13 protein-coding genes are annotated in these 19,780 nt (G+C 46.7%); 10 read left to right on the top strand and 3 right to left on the bottom strand.

From position 1 onward, the window contains the following. Positions 1–191: 191 nt before the first annotated feature. The 3 genes from treP (at position 192) to treC (ending at position 5,082) form a co-directional block, all read left to right on the top strand. Positions 192–1,595, top strand: coding sequence for a PTS system trehalose-specific EIIBC component (treP, locus tag N288_RS07660; protein ID WP_009794224.1), 1,404 nt, complete (start codon positions 192–194; stop codon positions 1,593–1,595). Positions 1,596–1,676: 81 nt separating this feature from the next. Continuing rightward, positions 1,677–3,359 carry a glycoside hydrolase family 13 protein gene (locus N288_RS07665; protein ID WP_022543635.1) on the top strand — a complete coding sequence of 561 codons (1,683 nt, stop codon included), beginning with the start codon at positions 1,677–1,679 and terminating at the stop codon, positions 3,357–3,359. A 37-nt stretch (positions 3,360–3,396) separates the two neighbouring features. Next, the gene (gene treC / locus N288_RS07670) at positions 3,397–5,082 is read left to right on the top strand and encodes an alpha,alpha-phosphotrehalase (RefSeq protein WP_022543636.1); all 1,686 of its coding nucleotides are present in this window, start codon (positions 3,397–3,399) and stop codon (positions 5,080–5,082) included. A gap of 40 nt (positions 5,083–5,122) precedes the next feature. On the opposite strand, the gene N288_RS07675 is transcribed toward treC, so the two are convergent. Continuing rightward, the gene (locus tag N288_RS07675; protein WP_009794227.1) at positions 5,123–6,340 is read right to left on the bottom strand and encodes a NupC/NupG family nucleoside CNT transporter; all 1,218 of its coding nucleotides are present in this window, start codon (positions 6,338–6,340) and stop codon (positions 5,123–5,125) included. Between the two features lie 331 nt (positions 6,341–6,671). Next, positions 6,672–7,553, bottom strand: coding sequence for a metal-dependent hydrolase (locus N288_RS07680; RefSeq protein WP_035402782.1), 882 nt, complete (start codon positions 7,551–7,553; stop codon positions 6,672–6,674). A gap of 194 nt (positions 7,554–7,747) precedes the next feature. Here N288_RS07680 and N288_RS07685 point away from each other — a divergent pair, with 194 nt between their 5' ends. From N288_RS07685 to nhaC, 4 genes are all read left to right on the top strand, one after another. After that, entirely contained in the window at positions 7,748–9,325 is a 1,578-nt protein-coding gene (locus N288_RS07685) for a peptide chain release factor 3 (RefSeq protein ID WP_009794230.1), read from the top strand. A 215-nt stretch (positions 9,326–9,540) separates the two neighbouring features. Further along, positions 9,541–10,464 carry an EAL domain-containing protein gene (locus N288_RS07690; RefSeq protein ID WP_009794231.1) on the top strand — a complete coding sequence of 308 codons (924 nt, stop codon included), beginning with the start codon at positions 9,541–9,543 and terminating at the stop codon, positions 10,462–10,464. Beyond that, positions 10,464–10,940, top strand: a complete 477-nt coding sequence (locus tag N288_RS07695) for a GNAT family N-acetyltransferase (protein ID WP_009794232.1) — start codon at positions 10,464–10,466, stop codon at positions 10,938–10,940. Before N288_RS07690 ends, N288_RS07695 begins: the two co-directional genes overlap by 1 nt. Before the next feature lie 643 nt (positions 10,941–11,583). Continuing rightward, positions 11,584–12,972, top strand: a complete 1,389-nt coding sequence (nhaC, locus tag N288_RS07700; RefSeq protein WP_022543637.1) for a Na+/H+ antiporter NhaC — start codon at positions 11,584–11,586, stop codon at positions 12,970–12,972. 49 nt (positions 12,973–13,021) lie between these two features. Here nhaC and N288_RS07705 read toward each other — a convergent pair whose 3' ends face one another. Then, complete coding sequence (locus N288_RS07705) at positions 13,022–13,777, bottom strand: AAA family ATPase (RefSeq protein WP_009794235.1); 756 nt, start codon at positions 13,775–13,777, stop codon at positions 13,022–13,024. An 840-nt stretch (positions 13,778–14,617) separates the two neighbouring features. Between N288_RS07705 and N288_RS07710 the strand changes: the two genes are divergently transcribed. The 3 genes from N288_RS07710 (at position 14,618) to N288_RS07720 (ending at position 19,709) form a co-directional block, all read left to right on the top strand. Beyond that, positions 14,618–17,890 carry an efflux RND transporter permease subunit gene (locus N288_RS07710; RefSeq protein WP_022543639.1) on the top strand — a complete coding sequence of 1,091 codons (3,273 nt, stop codon included), beginning with the start codon at positions 14,618–14,620 and terminating at the stop codon, positions 17,888–17,890. A gap of 151 nt (positions 17,891–18,041) precedes the next feature. Next, positions 18,042–19,148 (top strand): SDR family oxidoreductase, encoded by a 1,107-nt coding sequence (locus N288_RS07715; RefSeq protein WP_022543640.1) that lies wholly within the window; start codon positions 18,042–18,044, stop codon positions 19,146–19,148. A 90-nt stretch (positions 19,149–19,238) separates the two neighbouring features. Continuing rightward, complete coding sequence (locus N288_RS07720; RefSeq protein ID WP_009794238.1) at positions 19,239–19,709, top strand: hypothetical protein; 471 nt, start codon at positions 19,239–19,241, stop codon at positions 19,707–19,709. Positions 19,710–19,780 lie beyond the last annotated feature (71 nt).

A 19,780-nucleotide genomic window follows, 5' to 3' on the forward strand; every position in this document is an offset into this window, starting at 1 on the left:
CATGTATATACAAGATATAATGAAAACGTAAACACCATGTATATACAAGTTTTCTTTGGAGTGAATACTTAATGAGCTGACTTTGCAGCAAAGGATAAATTTGCAAGAAGGGCAGATAATATGAAGTATATGAGCTCCCGGCCGCATTTTTTTTTGCTTGCTGTTGAAAACGGTAACAGGAGGAGAGAAGCATGAGCAATTACAGAGAATCTGCCGAGCGTATTGTAGAAGCAGTTGGCGGAAAAGAAAATATTGCAGCAGCTACGCACTGCGTAACCCGTCTGCGGTTTGCTTTGAAGGATGAAAGCAAAGTTGATAAAGAAGCATTGGAAAATATAGATAGTGTTAAAGGATCATTTTCTACAAACGGCCAATTCCAGGTGGTCATCGGCCAAGGCCTTGTTGATAAGGTATACAAGGAAATGGCAGCGGCTACAGGAATCGGTGAATTGTCAAAAGAAGAAGTGAAAGCAGCTGCTTCTGAAAAAATGAATCCGCTTCAAAGAGCAATCAAAACGCTGGCCGACATTTTCATTCCTATTCTTCCGGCTATTGTTACAGCCGGCCTGCTGATGGGAATCAACAATATCATGACAGCGCCTGATATCTTTTATACAGGCAAATCATTCATAGACGTTCATCCAGGATGGGCTGATCTCGCTAATATCATCAATATGATAGCCAATACCGCGTTTGTATTCCTGCCGGGGCTGATTGGATGGAGTGCGGTCAATCGTTTCGGCGGAAGTCCGCTTCTTGGCATGGTGCTCGGCCTGATGCTTGTCCACCCCGACTTGCTTAATGCTTGGGGTTATGGTTCTACTGATAAGGTTCCTGTATGGAATCTGTTTGGACTGGAGATAGAGAAAGTCGGCTATCAGGGTCAGGTGCTGCCGGTACTGGCTGCGTCCTATGTTTTGGCAAGGATTGAGATATTTTTAAGAAAGAGGATTCCGGATTCAATCCAGCTGCTGACAGTCGCGCCGATTGCGCTGCTGATCACAGGCTTCCTGTCTTTCATTGCGATCGGGCCTGTTACGTTTACGATCGGAGGCTGGATCACTGACGGTGTTGTATCCATTTTTGATGCGGTTCCTGCTCTTGGAGGATTGATTTACGGCGGCCTTTATGCACCGCTCGTTATTACAGGGATGCACCATACATTCCTGGCTGTCGATCTGCAGCTGATCGGATCAATCGGCGGAACATTCCTCTGGCCGATGGTGGCATTATCAAATATTGCTCAAGGTTCAGCATCGCTTGCGATGTTCTTCTTAAATAAAAATGAAAAAGTAAAGGGACTTGCTGCAACTTCTTCGCTTTCAGCTTTCCTCGGAGTTACAGAGCCAGCCATGTTCGGTGTGAACCTGCGCTTCAAATATCCGTTCATCGCAGCGGTCATCGGCTCTGCCCTGGGCGGCATGTTCATTACCATTAAAGGGGTCATTGCTCCATCGATCGGAGTCGGCGGACTGCCTGCCTTCTTCTCAATCTTATCCGAAAACTGGGGGTCCTTCTTTATCGGGATGGCGATCGTGCTGGTTGTGCCGTTTGTGCTGACATTCCTGTTCGGCAAATTCAGAAAAGCTGAATGATTATTCTGGTACCATGGATAAAAGCCTATCCATGGTATCGCTATTTACATAACGTACTGAGAAATAATGGGAGGTTTTAAAATGAAAGGGCAATGGTGGAAAGAAAGCACAGTTTACCAGATATATCCGAGGAGCTTCATGGACAGCAATGGTGATGGCATAGGCGATTTGCAGGGCATCATTTCCAAGCTGGACTATCTTAAAAAACTGGGGATAGATGTCATCTGGCTGTCGCCTGTTTATCAATCACCCAATGATGATAATGGCTATGATATTAGTGATTATAAAAATATCATGGACGAGTTCGGGACCATGGATGATTGGGAAGAGCTGCTCAATGAGTTGCACCTCCGCGATATGAAGCTGATCATGGACCTTGTCGTCAACCACAGCTCTGATGAGCATGCCTGGTTCATTGAAGCGAAGAAATCCAAAGAAACTCCTTACAGGGATTATTATATTTGGCGCAAAGGGGAAAACGGCAGGGAGCCGAACAATTGGGGTTCCAATTTCGGCGGATCTGCATGGGAATATGACGAAAACTCCGGAGAATACTTCCTCCATTTGTTCTCAAAGAAGCAGCCTGATTTGAACTGGGAGAATCCGGCTCTGAGGCAGGAAGTATATGATATGATGCAGTGGTGGCTCGATAAAGGGATTGATGGCTTCAGGATGGATGTGATCAATTTCATCTCAAAGGAGGATGGCCTCCCGGATGATGAAGTGAAACCCGGCAAGAAATATGCATCAGGAAGCAAATATTATAGAAATGGGCCAAGAATCCATGAGTATCTTCAGGAAATGAACGAAAAAGTCCTTTCGCATTATGATGTTATGACTGTCGGAGAGATGCCTGGGGTCAAGCCCGAAATGGCCCGTGATTATACAGGGGAAGACAGGAATGAACTGAATATGGTGTTCCAATTTGAGCATGTAAGCCTCGACAATGGTCCGGGCGGAAAGTGGGATCTTAAACCGCTAGACCTTTCAGACCTGAAGAAAAGCCTGACAAAATGGCAGACCGAGCTTGAAGAAACGGGCTGGAATTCTTTATATTTCAATAACCATGACCAGCCGAGATCTGTTTCAAGATTCGGCAATGATGGGGAATACCGCAAAGAATCGGCGAAGATGCTGGCTACCCTGCTCCATATGATGAAGGGCACCCCGTATGTGTATCAGGGCGAAGAAATCGGGATGACAAATGTTGAATTTCCGGGTATAGGAGATTACCGGGACATTGAAACCCTTAATTATTTCCGTGAATCGACAGAAGCGGGAGTGCCGGCAGGGAAAGCGATGGAAAGCATATACGCAAAAGGAAGGGACAACGCCAGAACCCCTATGCAATGGAATTCTTCGGAAAATGCCGGTTTTACAACCGGTACTCCATGGATTGGCATTAACCCGAACTTCAGTGATATAAATGCGGCGGAAGCCCTGGAAGATAAGAATTCCATCTTTTATTATTATCAGGACCTGATCAGGCTCAGAAAAGAGCATGACATTATAGTCTACGGAAAATATGAACTGATATTGGAAGAAGATCCGGCGATTTTTGCATACACACGTACCCTGGGCAGTCAGGTGCTTGTAGTGCTGTGTAATTTTTATGGAAATACACGGAAACTGGCATTGCCTGAAGAGCTTAAAGAGATCAAATATTCCTGGCTGACAGGTAACTATGGCAGTGAAGGCAGGGAAGACATAGTGCCTCAGCAGCTTAAGCCTTATGAGGCGATTGTCTTGATTGGCGAAAAATAAGCAGACTAAACGAAAAATAAAATGGCAGGTGGCGAAGATGAAACAACCTTGGTGGAAGAAAGCGACAGTATATCAAATTTATCCGAAAAGCTTTAATGATACAACCGGCAGCGGCGTGGGTGACCTGCAGGGCATTATTGAAAAGCTGGATTACTTAAAAGAGCTTGGCATTGATGTTATCTGGCTTACGCCGATCTACCGGTCTCCACAGCGGGATAACGGCTATGATATCAGTGATTATTTCAGCATCCACGAGGAATACGGGACTATGGAGGAGTTTGATTCACTGCTAAACGAAGCGCACAGCAGAGGTATCAAAGTCATCATGGATATCGTTGTAAACCATACCTCAACAGATCATCACTGGTTCAAGGAAGCAAAGAAATCAAGAGATAATCCTTACCGGGATTTTTATATCTGGAAGGAGCCTAAAGAGGATGGAAGCGCCCCGACGAACTGGGAATCCAAGTTTGGCGGCAATGCGTGGGAGTTCGATGAGGAGACAGGGCAGTACTATCTCCATCTGTTCGATGTAACCCAGGCAGATCTGAATTGGGAAAATGAAAAGCTCCGCCAGGAAGTGTACGATATGATGGACTTCTGGTTTGACAAAGGAGTGGACGGCTTCCGCCTTGATGTCATCAACTTGATATCCAAAGATCAGCGGTTCCCGGATGACGACGGATCGCTCCCGCCCGGGGACGGCAGGAAGTTCTATACAGATGGGCCGCGAGTCCATGAATACATGCATGAAATGAACCGCGAGGTGTTTTCAAAGCATGACAGCATGACTGTAGGTGAAATGTCTTCTACAAGCATCGATCATTGCGTGAAATATTCGAATCCGGAACGGGAAGAGCTCAGCATGACCTTCAATTTTCATCACTTGAAGGTAGATTATCCCGGCGGAGAGAAGTGGGCGCTTGCAGACTTCGATTTTTCTGCTCTGAAGAATATCCTCTCCAAATGGCAGGTGGAGATGAACAAAGGCGGCGGCTGGAATGCCCTGTTCTGGTGCAACCATGATCAGCCCCGTGTTATATCAAGGTACGGAGATGATGGGGAATATCACAATAAATCAGCCAAGATGCTTGCATCTGCCATTCATATGATGCAAGGAACCCCTTATATCTATCAGGGCGAAGAGTTTGGGATGACCAATCCTTATTTTGAAAATATCATCCAATACCGGGATGTAGAATCCTTGAATATCTTTGAAATTAAAAGAAAAGAAGGAGTGCCTGAGGAAGAAATCCTTAAAATACTCCAAAGTAAATCGAGGGATAACTCAAGGACGCCTGTCCAATGGAATGACAGCAGAAATGCAGGCTTTACGGATGGAACTCCATGGATCGGCATTGCCGGCAATTACCAGGAGATCAACGCCGAAAAAGCGGTAAAAGATCCTGATTCCATTTTCCATCATTATAAAAAGCTGATCGGCCTCCGCAAAGAATATGATATTATCACTTACGGGAATTATGAGCTGCTGCTGGAGGACCATCCTGAAATTTTTGCGTACCTCCGGAATGGCAGGGACGAAAAACTCCTTGTACTTAACAATTTCTATGGAAGTGAGACAGCCTTTACACTTCCTGACAGGAAAATAGCTGATGAATATACAGCAGAGCTGCTGCTTTCAAATTATGGTGATGGACCCTCCGACATCAGGGAAATCACATTAAGGCCATATGAATCGATCATTTTCCATTTGACTAAATAAGAATAAGACAGGCTGCCGGCCTGTCTTTTTCCTTATTGGATTAAAAGAGCATCCCTGCAATAGCAGCGCTGAGGAGCGATGCAAGCGCTCCTGCGATGACGGATCTTATCCCAAGCCGGGCGATATCGGCCCTCCGGTTTGGGGCAAGATTGCCCAGGCCGCCAAGAAGGATGGCAAGGGATGAGATATTGGCAAAACCGCAGAGAGCAAAGCTGATGATGGCAACGGTCTTGTCCGTAAGCTCCGGAATTTCCGGAGCGAAGGAGGAATAAGCAACAAATTCATTCAGGATCAGCTTTTGACCGATAAAGTTTCCTGCCTCCACAGCCTCAGCCCATGGAACTCCAATGGCAAAAGCAAGCGGGGAGAAGATATAGCCGAGAATGAGCTGAAGCGTCAGTTCCCCAAATCCGAACCAGCTGCCGATCCAGCCAAGCAAACCATTCAGCAGTGCAACGAGTGCAATGAACGCAAGAAGCATGGCACCGATATTGAGAGCCAGCTGCAGGCCGACACTGGCACCTTTTGCGGCTGCATCAATAACATTCGTCGAATCGCTGTCATTTTCCATTTCCAATTCTTTTGGCTCTTCCTTCTTCTCTGTTTCTGGAAAAATGATCTTAGCCATGATCAGCCCTGCCGGAGCAGCCATAAAGCTCGCTGCGAGAAGGTATTCAAGCGGTACGCCCAAAAGTGAATAGCCGACAAGAACTGAGCCAGCTACAGAAGCGAGCCCTCCTGTCATGACGGCAAACAGCTCAGAGTTTGTCATTTGGCCAATATAGGGGCGGATAACGAGAGGCGCCTCTGTCTGGCCTACAAAAATATTTGCCGCTGCTGACATGGATTCCGCCTTTCGGGTGCCGAGAAGCCAGGATAATCCCCCGCCAAGGATTTTAATGATGAACTGCATGATCTTCAAGTAGTACAGGACCGATATAAGGGCGGAGAAAAAAATAACAATCGGCAATACTTGAAAAGCGAAAACATATGTAACGCCTGATCCTTCTGCAAAGAGGCCGCCAAATAGAAAGTTAATGCCTTCATTGGCATAATTGATGATGCTGTTGACTCCCATAGTCAGCCAGTTAAGTGCCTTGCGTCCGGCTTCCCATTTGAGGACCGCAAATGCAAACAGGATCTGAATGGCAAGGCCTCCCAGGATTGTACGCGGATTGATTGCCCGCCTGTTGTTGGAAAGCAGCAAAGCGATGACCAGTACGGTCAGTATTCCGGCAATTCCCCAGATGAAATTCATAATAGCACTCCATTCTATGTTAATAGACGAATCCAATTAGTGCTATTTTGCCCGACATTAAAAAAAGTATGGGCTCTATTTTCTCTGCCCATACTTTTTCGTTGTTAACGAAATTATAAATGGTAAGTCTTGTGGATAACTATCAATTCTTGATCAACGTCCAGCAGCTGCGCCGAGGTCACAAGCCAAACCTCCCAAAAAGGCAAAGAACGCCTTTCCGGGAGGTTCGTCTTGAGGCCCCCAGGAAGCTGGTCATGCAGATGTTGCCACAGGACGCGGCGTTCTTAGTCTTCGTTCCTTAAAGTGATCAAGGCGCTTGCGCTTTTGTTCTTTATTGCCCTGCTTCTTTTTTTATCGCTTCGAATAAGAAGGATTGGCCATTGATGTAGAATCGGGGATCGTAAAGCCCCAGCTGTTCGTCATCATCTACTATCACAACAAATGGAGACCATTCGTAAAGAGTCTTTGCTTTCGGGTTTTCTTGGAAAAGCCTGTCCATATCTGCATCCTCTGCAGACACAAGGCTATAAGTCTTTTCCCTGCTGGTAAATAATCCATCTTTATAAAGAGAGACTTCCGGGCCATTTTTGGTGATAACGGTAAACTGCCATGGCACAAAATCGGCTGAAAGTGCAACCTCGCTGTCCTGGCTGCTGTATTCCTCATAAAGTATATATCCCTGGATGCTTTGGCTGGCCAGATGAAGGAGCATCAGCACCCATGCCGCCCTGAAATAAATATGCTTCCTCCATTTTTTTCTTTTCCGGACAGAGAGGAGAAAAGCTGCAAGGATGATTGCCCAGAAGACAAGATCGACAATCGGGATGGTTCCGAACGTGATCCTTCTGTCAGAAAACGGCTCAAGATAACCGGTTCCCCATGCATTGAACAGGTCACTCGTATCATGTATAAAGACGGCTATCCAGCTCAGGAAAAAGAGTTTGGGATCTTTTACCTTGAAAATCCAGCGGCATGCCATGTAAATCAGCAGTGCCCAAAGCGGCGTAAGGAAAACAGAATGAGTGATGCCCCTGTGCCACATCTGATAAAGTCCCTGTGTATCCCATAGCTGTGAAATCACATCGATATCAGGTATTTGGCTCGCCGCAACAGCAGCTGTCAAATAGGCGGCCTTTTCTTTTTTCTCAAGCCTGCTTTTATCAACTGAAGCATAAAGGGCAAGCCCGAATAATGTATGTGTAATGGTATCCATTTTTCCCCCGTTTCTGTCCCGGCTGTCTGCAGTCCAGCCTGGCAGCTTGTGCTTTTCAATAAATCGTAGCAAAATTTGTTCAGAAGAGCCATTCTGAATGCTGGAAGTTGATTTCCCAGATTGCAAACTTTCCTGCAGGAAGATAAGATAGATGTTATGATAATAAACGAAGTTAATTAAGAGAGGAATACAACATGTCTAACAATTTTTCAGATGAAGTTCTTTCACGGCGCACGTTTGCGATCATTTCCCACCCGGATGCCGGAAAGACTACGTTAACAGAAAAACTGCTCCTGTTTGGCGGAGCGATACGCGATGCCGGTACCGTTAAAGGAAAGAAAACCGGCAAATTTGCCACAAGCGACTGGATGGAAATCGAAAAGCAGCGCGGCATCTCCGTTACATCAAGTGTAATGCAATTTGACTATAAAGATGCCCGGGTAAATATCCTGGACACTCCTGGGCACCAGGATTTCAGTGAAGACACATACCGTACCTTAACGGCTGTGGACAGCGCCGTCATGATCATTGATTCGGCCAAAGGTATAGAAGCCCAGACATTGAAACTATTCAAAGTCTGCCGGATGAGGGGCATACCGATCTTTACATTCATGAACAAGCTTGACCGCCAGGGGAAAAGTCCTTTGGAGCTTCTTGCAGAGCTGGAAGAAGTAATGGAAATCGAATCATATCCGATGAATTGGCCGATCGGGATGGGCAAGGAATTCCTCGGTATCTACGACCGCCATCATAACCGGATCGAACAGTTCCGTGTAGATGAGTCTGAGCGTTTCCTTGACCTGAATGCAGATGGTGAAATTGATGGGGACCACCCGATGAAGCAGTCTTCCCTTTACGACCAGACGCTTGAGGAAATCATGCTCCTGAATGAAGCAGGAAATGAATTTTCACGTGAGAAGGTGGCAAATGGAACGCTGACGCCTGTATTCTTCGGCAGCGCCCTGGCCAATTTCGGTGTACAGACCTTCCTTGAATCTTATCTGGACTTTGCGCCGTCTCCGCAGGCCCGCAACTCCACTGAAGGTAAGATTGATCCGCTATCAGAGGATTTCTCAGGCTTTATCTTCAAGATCCAGGCAAACATGAATCCTGCCCACCGTGACCGGATAGCATTCCTCAGGATTTGCTCCGGCAAATTCGAGCGCGGGATGACCATCAATATCCCTCGTACAGGCAAGCAGCTGAAGCTGAGCCAGTCGACACAATTTATGGCAGATGACCGCAGTACGGTCGATGAGGCAGTGAGCGGGGATATAATCGGATTGTATGATCCGGGCCTGTACCAAATAGGCGATACCCTGACAGTGGGAAAAAACAAGTTTCAATATGAAAAGCTGCCTCAGTTCACACCTGAGCTGTTTGTAAGAGTCACTGCAAAGAATGTGATGAAGCAGAAGCACTTCCACAAAGGGATCCAGCAGCTCGTCCAGGAGGGTGCCATTCAGCTGTACAAGACAGTTAAAACAGATGAATACCTTCTTGGTGCAGTCGGCCAGCTCCAATTCGAGGTCTTTGAGCACCGCATGAAAAATGAGTACAATGCGGAAGTCAGGATGGAAGGGCAGGGAAGCAAGATTGCCCGATGGATTGAGGGAGACGTGGACGAGAGTCTTTCCAGTTCACGGAGCCTTCTGGTTACAGACCGATATGACAAAAAAGTGTTCTTATTTGAAAATGACTTTGCCCTGAGATGGTTCCAGGACAAAAACCCGGATGTAAAACTTTACAATCCGATGGATATGGAGCAATAATGTAAAAAAAAACGATTCCTGTGCTGGAATCGTTTTTTTACATTATTACTGGGTATAAGAGACTAGCGTATTATATGACGAAACTGTAATAGTTTGCTAAAATAGGTAAAAAGACGAGGAAGAAGGGATCTGTTATTCGACACCTATGCGCACAGTGCGGCCTGCCTTTCCAGCTGGCAGAAGAGGGCTTCCTCTTTCACCAGAATGTTAATGGGGTGCAAAAACAGGAGAGCTGGATCAAAGCTCCTTATCAAAGCCTTGATGAACTTGAAACGAAGCTTGAAGCCATATGCAGGCAACTGGGGGATAGCGCCAAAAAATTAAAAGCGGGCATTTCACAATATGGCACAAAGCCTGCCCAGCTCCTGAATGCATCTGAACTATTCTCCAGGGTCAGCCATCGGGAAATGGTCCATACCATCCAGCATGGTGAGTTTCACAGCTATCAGCAGCCGATTATAAACCTGAAAGAGGGAGACAGGATTTATGGCTATGAATCCTTGCTGAGAACGGCAGGGAGCAAGCAAATACCGCCTGGCATCCTTTTCAAGACAGCCGAGGAAACTGGCCTGATGTCCATGCTTGACCAAAAGGCGAGGGAAGCCGCAATCAAAGCAAGAAAAAATATCATCCCGCCGGGAATCAAGAGCTTTATCAATTTCCTTCCTTCTACAATTTACAATCCGGATTTCTGTCTTCAGCACACATTCCAGATTGTCGAGAAATATGAAATCGATCCGGCAGATCTTGTTTTTGAAGTAGTGGAGACTGAGAAAATCAGTGATATTGACCATTTAAAAAAGGTGTTGAATACATACAAAAAAAGAGGCATGAAAGTGGCGCTCGATGATGTCGGGGCCGGATTTTCAACCCTCGAAATGCTTGAAGCACTCCAGCCCGACTATTTGAAAATAGACAGAAGCTTCATCGACCGCTGCGACCAAAGGCCTGAAAGCCAGCAATTTCTGTCCAAGGTCATGAATATTGCAGACGGTCTTGGTATCATTGTCCTTGCAGAAGGAATCGAGAGGAAAGAAGAGCTGGAGTTCTGCAGATCGATTGGCGCTGATCTTGCACAGGGCTATTATATTGGGCGCCCTGCAAAGGAAATAGAGTCCGCATTGCAGGTGAATTCATAATGAGGATCATCCCCGCAGATCAGCTTGATAAAGAAAAGGCAGCAGCCTTTTTCCAGGAAAATTGGGGAAGTCCTCAGATGGTTATTTCCACTGGCATCTATCATTGTGATGAGCTCCCCGGGTTCGCAGCCATAGACAGTGCTTATAATATCATTGGCCTTATTACTTTTGCAGACAGTGCGGAGGGTAGGGAAATCATCTCCCTGGATGCCGGCATGGAAGGACAGGGGATCGGATCAGGACTTCTGAAAGCTGCTGAAGCTGATGCAAAACAAAAAGGCATCAGCAAAATGGCGCTGATAACAACCAACGATAATTTGAATGCTTTGAGATTTTATCAGAAAAGGGGATATCAGTTAATAAAGGTGCTTCGGAACGCCGTGGAAGAAGCCCGAAAAATTAAACCGGAGATTCCTGTGTTTGGTATTGACGGGATTCCGCTCAGGGATGAATTGATTCTGGAAAAAGAAATTTGATTTGCGGCAGGTCCTGGGGATTCAGGGCCTGTTTTTTTATGTAACGATCATGTCTGCTGCTGATCCGGATTATTTGGGAGGTTTGTGCTCATACTGACGGAATTTGTTGAAGAAGGGGGCTGCTTTGGCGGGCTGTGACAGCATGAATTTTCGGTTGTTAGCAACTTTTCCGGCTTATTAGCAACTTTTTCCTTTTATTAGCAAGTTTTCAATTATACTAGCAACTTTCTGGATATATTAGCAACTCCCAAATTATATTAGCAACTTCTTCCCCCGCCACATGCTTCTAAAAGAAAATTTGACAAAATTTCTGATTGAGATTATAGTAGTATTACAAATAGACGCTTTAACGCTAAAAAGCGTTTAAGTATAATAGTTTTGCCGGATAGACAATAGTAGAATCGCCGGATGCAGCAAATAGAGACTGGGCGGCTGGTGAAAGCCCGGGCGGCGCCGATTTGAAGTACAGCTATCGATTCAAAGGCATTATGTGTGAAGAGAGGGAAGGCCGATGTGCCTTTCAATTAGGGTGGTACCGCGGAGCTCCTCCGTCCCTAGCCGGCGAGAGGGCTTTTTGTGCTGTCTTCAGCGCAATAATGAATTTCTGCCGACCGGAGCCAGTCATACAACAGGAGGAAGTACCATGCATCAGGATCAAGCGGTTATCAAAATCAGTACAGCGGAGGCTGTGGTAATATCCCTGCTTTTGCTCGGAGTAATCAGTTTCTCAATTATAGGCGCAGGGGCGGTTCCCCATGTGCCCATTATAGGGGCAATCATTGCCCTGCTCATATACGGACTTTTAAAAAAGGTTCGGATGAAAGATTTGGAGGAAGGTATGGCTGAGGGTGCAAGGTCAGGATTGGGCGCTGTGTTTATCTTCTTTTTTATCGGAATGCTTATCAGCAGCTGGATGGCCAGCGGTACGATTCCGACTTTTATCCACTTGGCGCTATCGGCAGTAAGCGGGAAGTATTTTTTTGCCATTGCCTTTGCGGTGACAGCAGTCATCGGAATCAGCATCGGCAGCTCGCTGACGACAGCGGCAACGCTTGGAGCGGCCTTTGTCAGCGCGGCTGCTGCACTCGACCTTAGCACAGCAGCTGCTGCAGGCGCCGTTATATCAGGGGCGTTCTTCGGAGACAAAATGTCACCTTTATCAGATACAACCAATCTCGCTTCTATGACAGTAAAAGTAGATCTGTTTGACCATATTAAAAATATGGCATGGACGACCATCCCGGCATTTGTCATATCCATTATTCTCTTTGCTATCATTTCGCCGGCAGCAGCAGAGACCGATTTCCGAAAAATCGCTGCAATCAAGAATAGCCTTGAGGAGCTTAATCTCGTAAGCTGGCAGTCTATAATCCCTTTTGCAGTGCTCGCTGTCCTGGCTGTGAGTAAGGTTCCAGCTATTCTCACCCTGTCTGCCAGTACATTGTCCGCCTTGATCCTGGCTCCATTTATTCAGGGAAGCTTCAGTTTCAGTGACATGGTGAATATACTGTACTCCGGCTACAAGTCGAATACCGGGATGGAGGAGCTCGACTCGCTGCTGACAAGAGGCGGAATTGAAAGCATGCTGTTTTCGGTATCACTGGTCCTCCTTGCCCTCTCAATGGGCGGACTGCTATTCAAGCTCGGCATATTGCCGGCACTTCTTGAAGGCATCAAAGGACTGATTGTAAAGGCACCTGCGCTTATAAGTGCCACAGCTGCATCAGCCATCGGAATCAACTTCCTCCTTGGCGAACAGTATCTGTCCATCCTGCTCACCGGAAATGCATTCACAGAGTCTTATAAAAAGGCCGGGCTGCATCTGAAGAATCTTTCCAGAGTCCTTGAGGATGCAGGGACAGTCATCAATCCCCTTGTTCCCTGGAGTGTTTGCGGGGTATTCCTGACAGGGGTGCTGAATGTGCCGACTGCCGAATATATGCCCTTCGCCTTTTTCTGTCTGCTATCGCCAATCATCACTTTGCTGTTTGGATGGACAGGGTTAACTATCACGAAAGCTTCAGGCAAATGATTTAAAACAAGAGGAGCGGCAATCGCCGCTCCTCTTACTTTTTCCCTTTTCATTCTTCCAGCAAATGGTGCAGCATCCTCTCCCGGTTTTCAAAAAACTGCTTCATAAATTGATAGTGACCGGTATCCTCAAGCCGGACCACCTGGCCCCCTTCTTCTGTCAGCTCAATAATTTTGGCAGAAGGATACGACATGATGATGGGGGAGTGGGTTGCGATGATGAATTGAGAACGGTCTTTGGCCAGTTCGTGGATGCGCGAAACCATCGAAAGCTGCCTGAGCGGAGACAGGGCTGCTTCAGGCTCGTCAAGAATATAAATCCCTTTTCCGCGGAAGCGATTCAGAAAGGTGGCAAAAAAGGCCTCGCCGTGCGACTGTTCATGAAGGGAAGTCCCTCCGAAAGATTCGATCAAAGGAATACCGGGAGATTCCTTATCAAGATCATCAATATAAGAAGCCACATTGTAAAAGCTCTCGGCTCTTAGAAAAAAACCATCCTCAGGACGCTCCGATCCCCTTGAAAGCCTGATGTACTGCTCGAGCTCCGAATGGGAGTTATGTGTAGAAAAACTGAAATTAAGCGACCCTCCTTCCGGATTAAAGCCTGCTGCGATTGCAATAGCTTCCAGGAGAGTGGACTTTCCCATCCCATTCTCGCCGACTATAAAGGTTACATCAGGATGAAGGGGCAGGTTGTCAAGGTTTTTCACGGCAGGAAGGCTATAGGGATATCTGGAATATGAAGGAATATCATTTCTTCTGAGTATAATGCTTTTAAAATAATGGCCATTATCAAATTCCATCATCTAAGCCTCCAATCCATTCTCTTTTTTTTATCATAACATTTTTGGGAGAACCAACATACATCCCCGATGTCGTTAGCTGAACCCTGATACAGGGCTCGACTTTGAAAAAGGTAAAGGATGTATCCTAAAGGGTTTCTCGGTTACATAACACGGCTGAGAAAAGAAGAAGTCATGTATCCCGCCGGGCATCCGGGATACATAACCAGGCTGAGAAAAGAGAAGTCATGTATCCCAACAAGCATTCGGGATACATAACACGGCTGAGAAAAGAAGAAGTCATGTATCCCGCCGGGCATCCGGGATACATAACCAGGCTGAGAAAAGAGAAGTCATGTATCCCAACAAGCATCCGGGATACATAACACGGCTGAGAAAAGAGAAGTCATGTATCCCGCCGGGCATCCGGGATACATAACCAGGCTGAGAAAAGAGAAGTCATGTATCCCAACAAGCATCCGGGATACATAACACGGCTGAGAAAAGTGGAGTCATGTATCCCAACAAGGATCCGGGATACATAACACGGCTGAGAAAAGTGGAGTCATGTATCCCACCGGGCACCCGGGATACATAACCAGGCTTAGAAAAGAGAAGTCATGTATCCCACCAAGCATCTGAGATACATAACACGGCTGAGAAAAGAAGAAGTCATGTATCCCGCCGGGCATCTGGATACATAACCAGGCGTGAAAAATGGCAGTCACACAGCCTATGTGGAGGCAACATATTCACAGGCTCCTCCATACTTGCATCCCGTTTTTCCCTCTTATATAGTTAAACTATTGCACAATATTGAATGCCGGCCCGTGTCCGGCTCTGCAGACGAAAGGAGCAGCATAAGTGAAGATAAGCAATTTTTCGATCCGAAGGCCGATTTTTACACTTGTTACGATGGTTCTGGTTCTCGTTTTAGGGGTGGTGTCCCTTTTGAACATTCCTTTGAAACTGATACCGGACATAAATCCGCCTGTCGGTGTTGTAGTGACCAATTATCAGGGAGCAAGCCCGGAAGAGGTATCTGAAAAGGTGACAAAACCTTTGGAGCAGAGTCTTGCTACACTTCCTGGTTTAAAAACAATGACCGCAACGTCACAGGAAAGCGCCAATCTTGTACTCCTGGAATTTTCCTGGACGACTGATATTGACGAAGTGCAGTCGGAAATCATCCAGCGGCTGGATCAGACTCCGCTGCCGGACGATGTAGATAAACCGCGCTTCCTGAAATTTGATCCTTCCCAGTTTCCGATCATCCAGCTTTCTTTGAGCTCTGACAGCGATGAGGAATCATTAAGGAGCATTGCCGAACAGCTGGAGCTGGAGCTCACAAAGGTAGACGGTGTGGCCAGCGTCAACCTTTCCGGCACCAGTATTAAGGAAGTAAGGGTTGAACTGGACCAGGACAAGCTGAGGGAATACCGGCTCAGCCAGTCTGATATCGTAGATACCATTCAGGCAAACGATATTTCCCTTCCGGGGGATACGATTTTAACAGGCGGCAAGGAGCTGACTACCAGGGTGATCAGCAGCATTGATTCAGTTGATATCTTAAAAAAACTTGTGGTAGCCGCAAATCCGTCCAATGGAAATGAAGTTCTCCTTCAGGATGTGGCCAGTGTCCAGCTTGTCAACCAGGACGACCGTACGATAACAAGGACGAATCAGGAGCCTTCCGTCCTCTTAAGCGTCCTGCAGCAGTCTGATTCAAACACTGCAGAGGTGTCGAAGGAGTTCATCAGCCAGCTCGACGAACTGCTTGAAAAAGATCAATATGAGGGGATTGAGTCTGATATTCTGTTTGATCAGGGAGATTATATCCAGCAGGCGATCGGTAATATCTCAACTTCCCTTCTCTTAGGCGGCCTGTTCGCGATGCTTGTTCTGTTTTTCTTTTTGAAAAATGTCAAAAGCCCGCTGATCATCGGGATTGCCATCCCGTATTCTGTTATCTTCACATTCGTGCTGATGTACTTTTCAAATTTCACCCTAAATATCATGACCCTTGGCGGATTGGCGCTGGGGATCGGAATGCTCGTTGATAACTCAATCGTTGTGATTGAGAATATCTACAGGCATCTATCGATGGGGAAAGATCCAAAAGAAGCGGCAAGAGACGGTGCAGGAGAAGTAGGTGCTGCAATTACAGCCTCCACCCTCACCACTGTGGCAGTGTTCCTGCCTGTCGTTTTTATTACAGGAATCATCGGCCAGCTTTTCACTGAATTTGCTTTGACCATTTCATTCAGTCTTTTTGCTTCGCTTGTCGTTGCTTTGACTGTTGTGCCGATGCTTGCCAGCAGGCTGCTGAAGGCGCCGAAAACCAATCTGGAAGAAAAGCGCCAGGAGTCGGCCATTATGAAGGGGCTTGAGCGTTCTGTCAAATGGGCTCTGCGCAACAGGCTTGCTGTCCTGATTATCATGCTGATCCTGCTCGCCGGAGGCGGATATGGGATCACGACGGTCGGCACACAGTTCCTTCCTAATTCGGACGAAGGTTTCTTCAGCGTCAGGGTCAATCTTGAAAATGGCTCAGCTCTTACAGAAACAGAAAAGGTCATGGCTGCACTTGAGGAGCAGCTGAAGGAACAAGACGATGTTGAGACATATGTCAGCCTGATCGGTACAACCCAGGAATCTTCTTTCAGAGGCTCCGGCAATCCAAATGTGGCTGAGCTTTATGTAAAGATGAAGGATCTGGAGGAGAGGGACCGCTCTACATTTGAATTTGTCGACGATGTGAAGAGGGACTTGGAGAGAGCGGCAGAGAAAGCCAACAGCACGGCAGAGGTCTCATTCAATCTGCAGTCTTCCGCAGGATCCGCGCCGAATACTCTCTCGTTCAGCGTTCGTGATACAAACGAAAAGCGGCTGAATGAATCGGTAGACAAAATTTACAATTCACTCAAAGACCTTGATGACGTGAACGAACTTTCCACAGACCTGATGGATACGGTAGAAGAAATCCAAATCACGGTCGACCGGGAAAAGGCAAGGGCAGCAGGGCTGGCGCCTGCCCAGGTTGCCATGATTGTCAATGATGTGACACGAGGAAACCAGGCAACCCAGATCATTGATGAGAGCTCCAATATTTATGGCGTTTTCGTAGAATATGATCCTGAAGTTACCCAAAATCTTGATAATTTAAAAAAACTCCTGCTGCGTAAGCCTGATGGAAGCTATACAACCCTGGACCAGGTAGCGGCTATTGAAAGAGGCGAAGGGCCGGTCAATATACAGCGGATCAACCAGCAGGACGCTGTCCAGTTTACCCTGAAATATAAGACCTCAACAAACCTCGGGGCTATTTCTAATCTGGTTGATGATGAGATTGCTGATCTGGATTTGCCGGAAGAAACAGAAATTGTCTTCGGCGGTGACCGGGAGCTCCTGGAATCTTCCATTGATGATATGCTCCTGGCATTCATCCTGGCGGTTGTCTTCATCTATCTGGTGATGGCGGCCCAATTCGAATCACTGAAATATCCGTTCGTCATTATGTTCACAGTTCCGCTGATGGTCATTGGCGTAGCGATTGCATTGACCGCGACACGCACTCCTGTCAGCCTGACTGCCATCATCGGCATCATAGTCCTTGCCGGCATAGTGGTCAATAATGCCATAGTCATTGTTGACTATATCAATCAGAAAAAGGCAAGCGGCATGAAAACCTATGACAGCATTGTCGTTTCTGTAAAAGACAGGGCAAGACCTATCCTCATGACAGCACTTACGACGATCCTCGGACTGATCCCGCTTGCGCTGGGGATTGGCGAGGGGGCTGAGATTAACCAGCCGATGGGCATCACGGTAATCGGCGGCCTGATCAGCAGCACCTTCCTGACGCTGTTCGTCATCCCTGTCGTCTACAGCTTCTTTGATAAAGATACAAGGAAGCTCAACAAGATGTATGCCACACCTGACGGCCACTTGATTCCTGCCTATCTCCTTGAAGAAAGGTACGAAGATCCAAAAGGGCAAAGTGACGTTCCGCAGGTTCCTGCAGAAAGCAATAAAAATTACAGCCGCGAAGATATGGCTGCCATGCTTGAGGATTTGCTGAGGGCAGTAAAAGATGACGAAAGAAAACAGCAGGACCAGGATCAAAAGGACAAATAATTTTTAAAAACTCCATAACGCTGAAAAGCCTTTCTCTTTGGAGAGAGGCTTTTTTGCGGGGTTAGATATTTGAATTATCAGAAATATATTGTTTGAAGCTGGTATGACCGGTTACAATTTGAGTAAATCTATGATAGAAAGAGGCGGTCCAATGAAGGAGAGGCATTATTTTTTCACGGGGTTTCCTGGTTTTATATGCTCCCGGCTAGTCAGGGAGGTACTTATTAAAGAGCAAGGGAATGTACATATCAGCGTTTTAAGCCTGTGGGAAATGGAAGCGGCCGCAAAGGATGAAATCAGGAAGATCTGCGGCGAGACCGGTGCAGGGCGCGAGTGCTTTTCAATCATTACTGGAGATATTACCAGGGCTGGGCTTGGTATCGGCCAGCAGGACTTAGCATTCCTCAGGGAAAGCATCACCCATCTTTTTCATCTGGCCGCCATTTATGATTTGGCGGTGCCTGAGGATATTGCTTATAAGGTAAATGTTGAAGGGACGAGGCATGTAACAGAATTTGCAGGAACGTTGGAGATGCTTGAAAGATACGTCTATTTCAGTACTGCCTATGTGGCTGGAAAAAGGGATGGGCTGCTGATGGAGGATGAGCTGACAGAGCCGCCCGGGTTCAAAAACCATTATGAAGAAACAAAATATCTTGCCGAAGTCATTGTTGAAAAAGCTAAAGGTGAAATACCGATTACCATCTTAAGGCCCGGGATTGTAAAGGGGCATTCTGTAACAGGGGAAACCATCAAGTTCGACGGGCCGTATTTTATTCTGAATTTTATGGACCGTCTGAGCAGGCTGCCATTCCTGCCCATGCTCGGGAAAGGGGAGGCTTTTATCAATCTGGTGCCGGTGGATTATATCATTAAAGCAGCCGTATTCCTTGGGACATCAGCTGTTGGGAGGGATAAGACCTACCACCTTACAGATCCGAATCCATATCAAGTTTCCGATCTGTACGAAATGCTGATGGTGGAGCTTTGCGGGAAAAGACCGGCAGGCAGCTTCCCTCTGAGTGCTGCCAGAGGGGCGCTGCGCATCAAAAAGCTGAGGAATTACCTTGGTGTGGAGCAGGAAGCGCTTGACTACTTTACCTGGCAGGGACGCTTTGATTGTTCAATAGCACAGACCGATCTGGAGGGATCAGGAATTCGCTGCCCTGATCTGAAGGAAGGCATCCCGTCGATGGTTTCTTTTTACAGGCTGCATAAATCTGATCCGCGTTTCCAGGTGCATAAGCTGTACTCCTAGCAGGCATTTTGAAGCAAGTTCAGGTATTTGTGATAAAAGAGAGATCTTTGGTGCATGATACCACTATAGAAATATAGCTGGTGATAATGAATGAAAAAAGTCGGAAAACTAGAAGCCATTTTTTGGAGCATTGCTTTGCCCGGTTTCAGCCAGCTGCTGACGGGCCACTATGTAAAAGGTGTTCTCTTTGTGGCACTTGAAGTTCTCATCAACGTTTTCAGCAACTTTAATCTGGCTATCATGCACAGTTTCCTGTGGGAAATTGATAAGGCGGCTGCAGTCCTTGATTATCAGTGGCTGATGTTTTACCCTTGTCTGTATATGTTTGCCATGTGGGATGCTTATAAAGAAGCTATGCCTGCACAGGAAGAATTGTCTTTTCTCCCCTTTGTCTTCGGAGCCTATTTTGTAACTGTCGGTCTTATGTATTCAGTGAGGCTCAAGCTTTTTGGCATCTTGTTTGGCCCGGTCTTTTTGCCGATGATTTTCCTTATTCCCGGGCTTGTGGCGGGCTTTGCGCTAAGGGCCCTGCTATTGTTCCTGCGAAGAAAAGCAGCGTGAAATGCATACAGGGGGGCCAATAAAAAACCTTTGCTGAATCAGCAAAGGTTTTCGCCGTTCATGAGCAATCA

The organism is Bacillus infantis NRRL B-14911, from assembly GCF_000473245.1.
Lineage (GTDB): Bacteria > Bacillota > Bacilli > Bacillales > Cytobacillaceae > Bacillus_AB > Bacillus_AB infantis.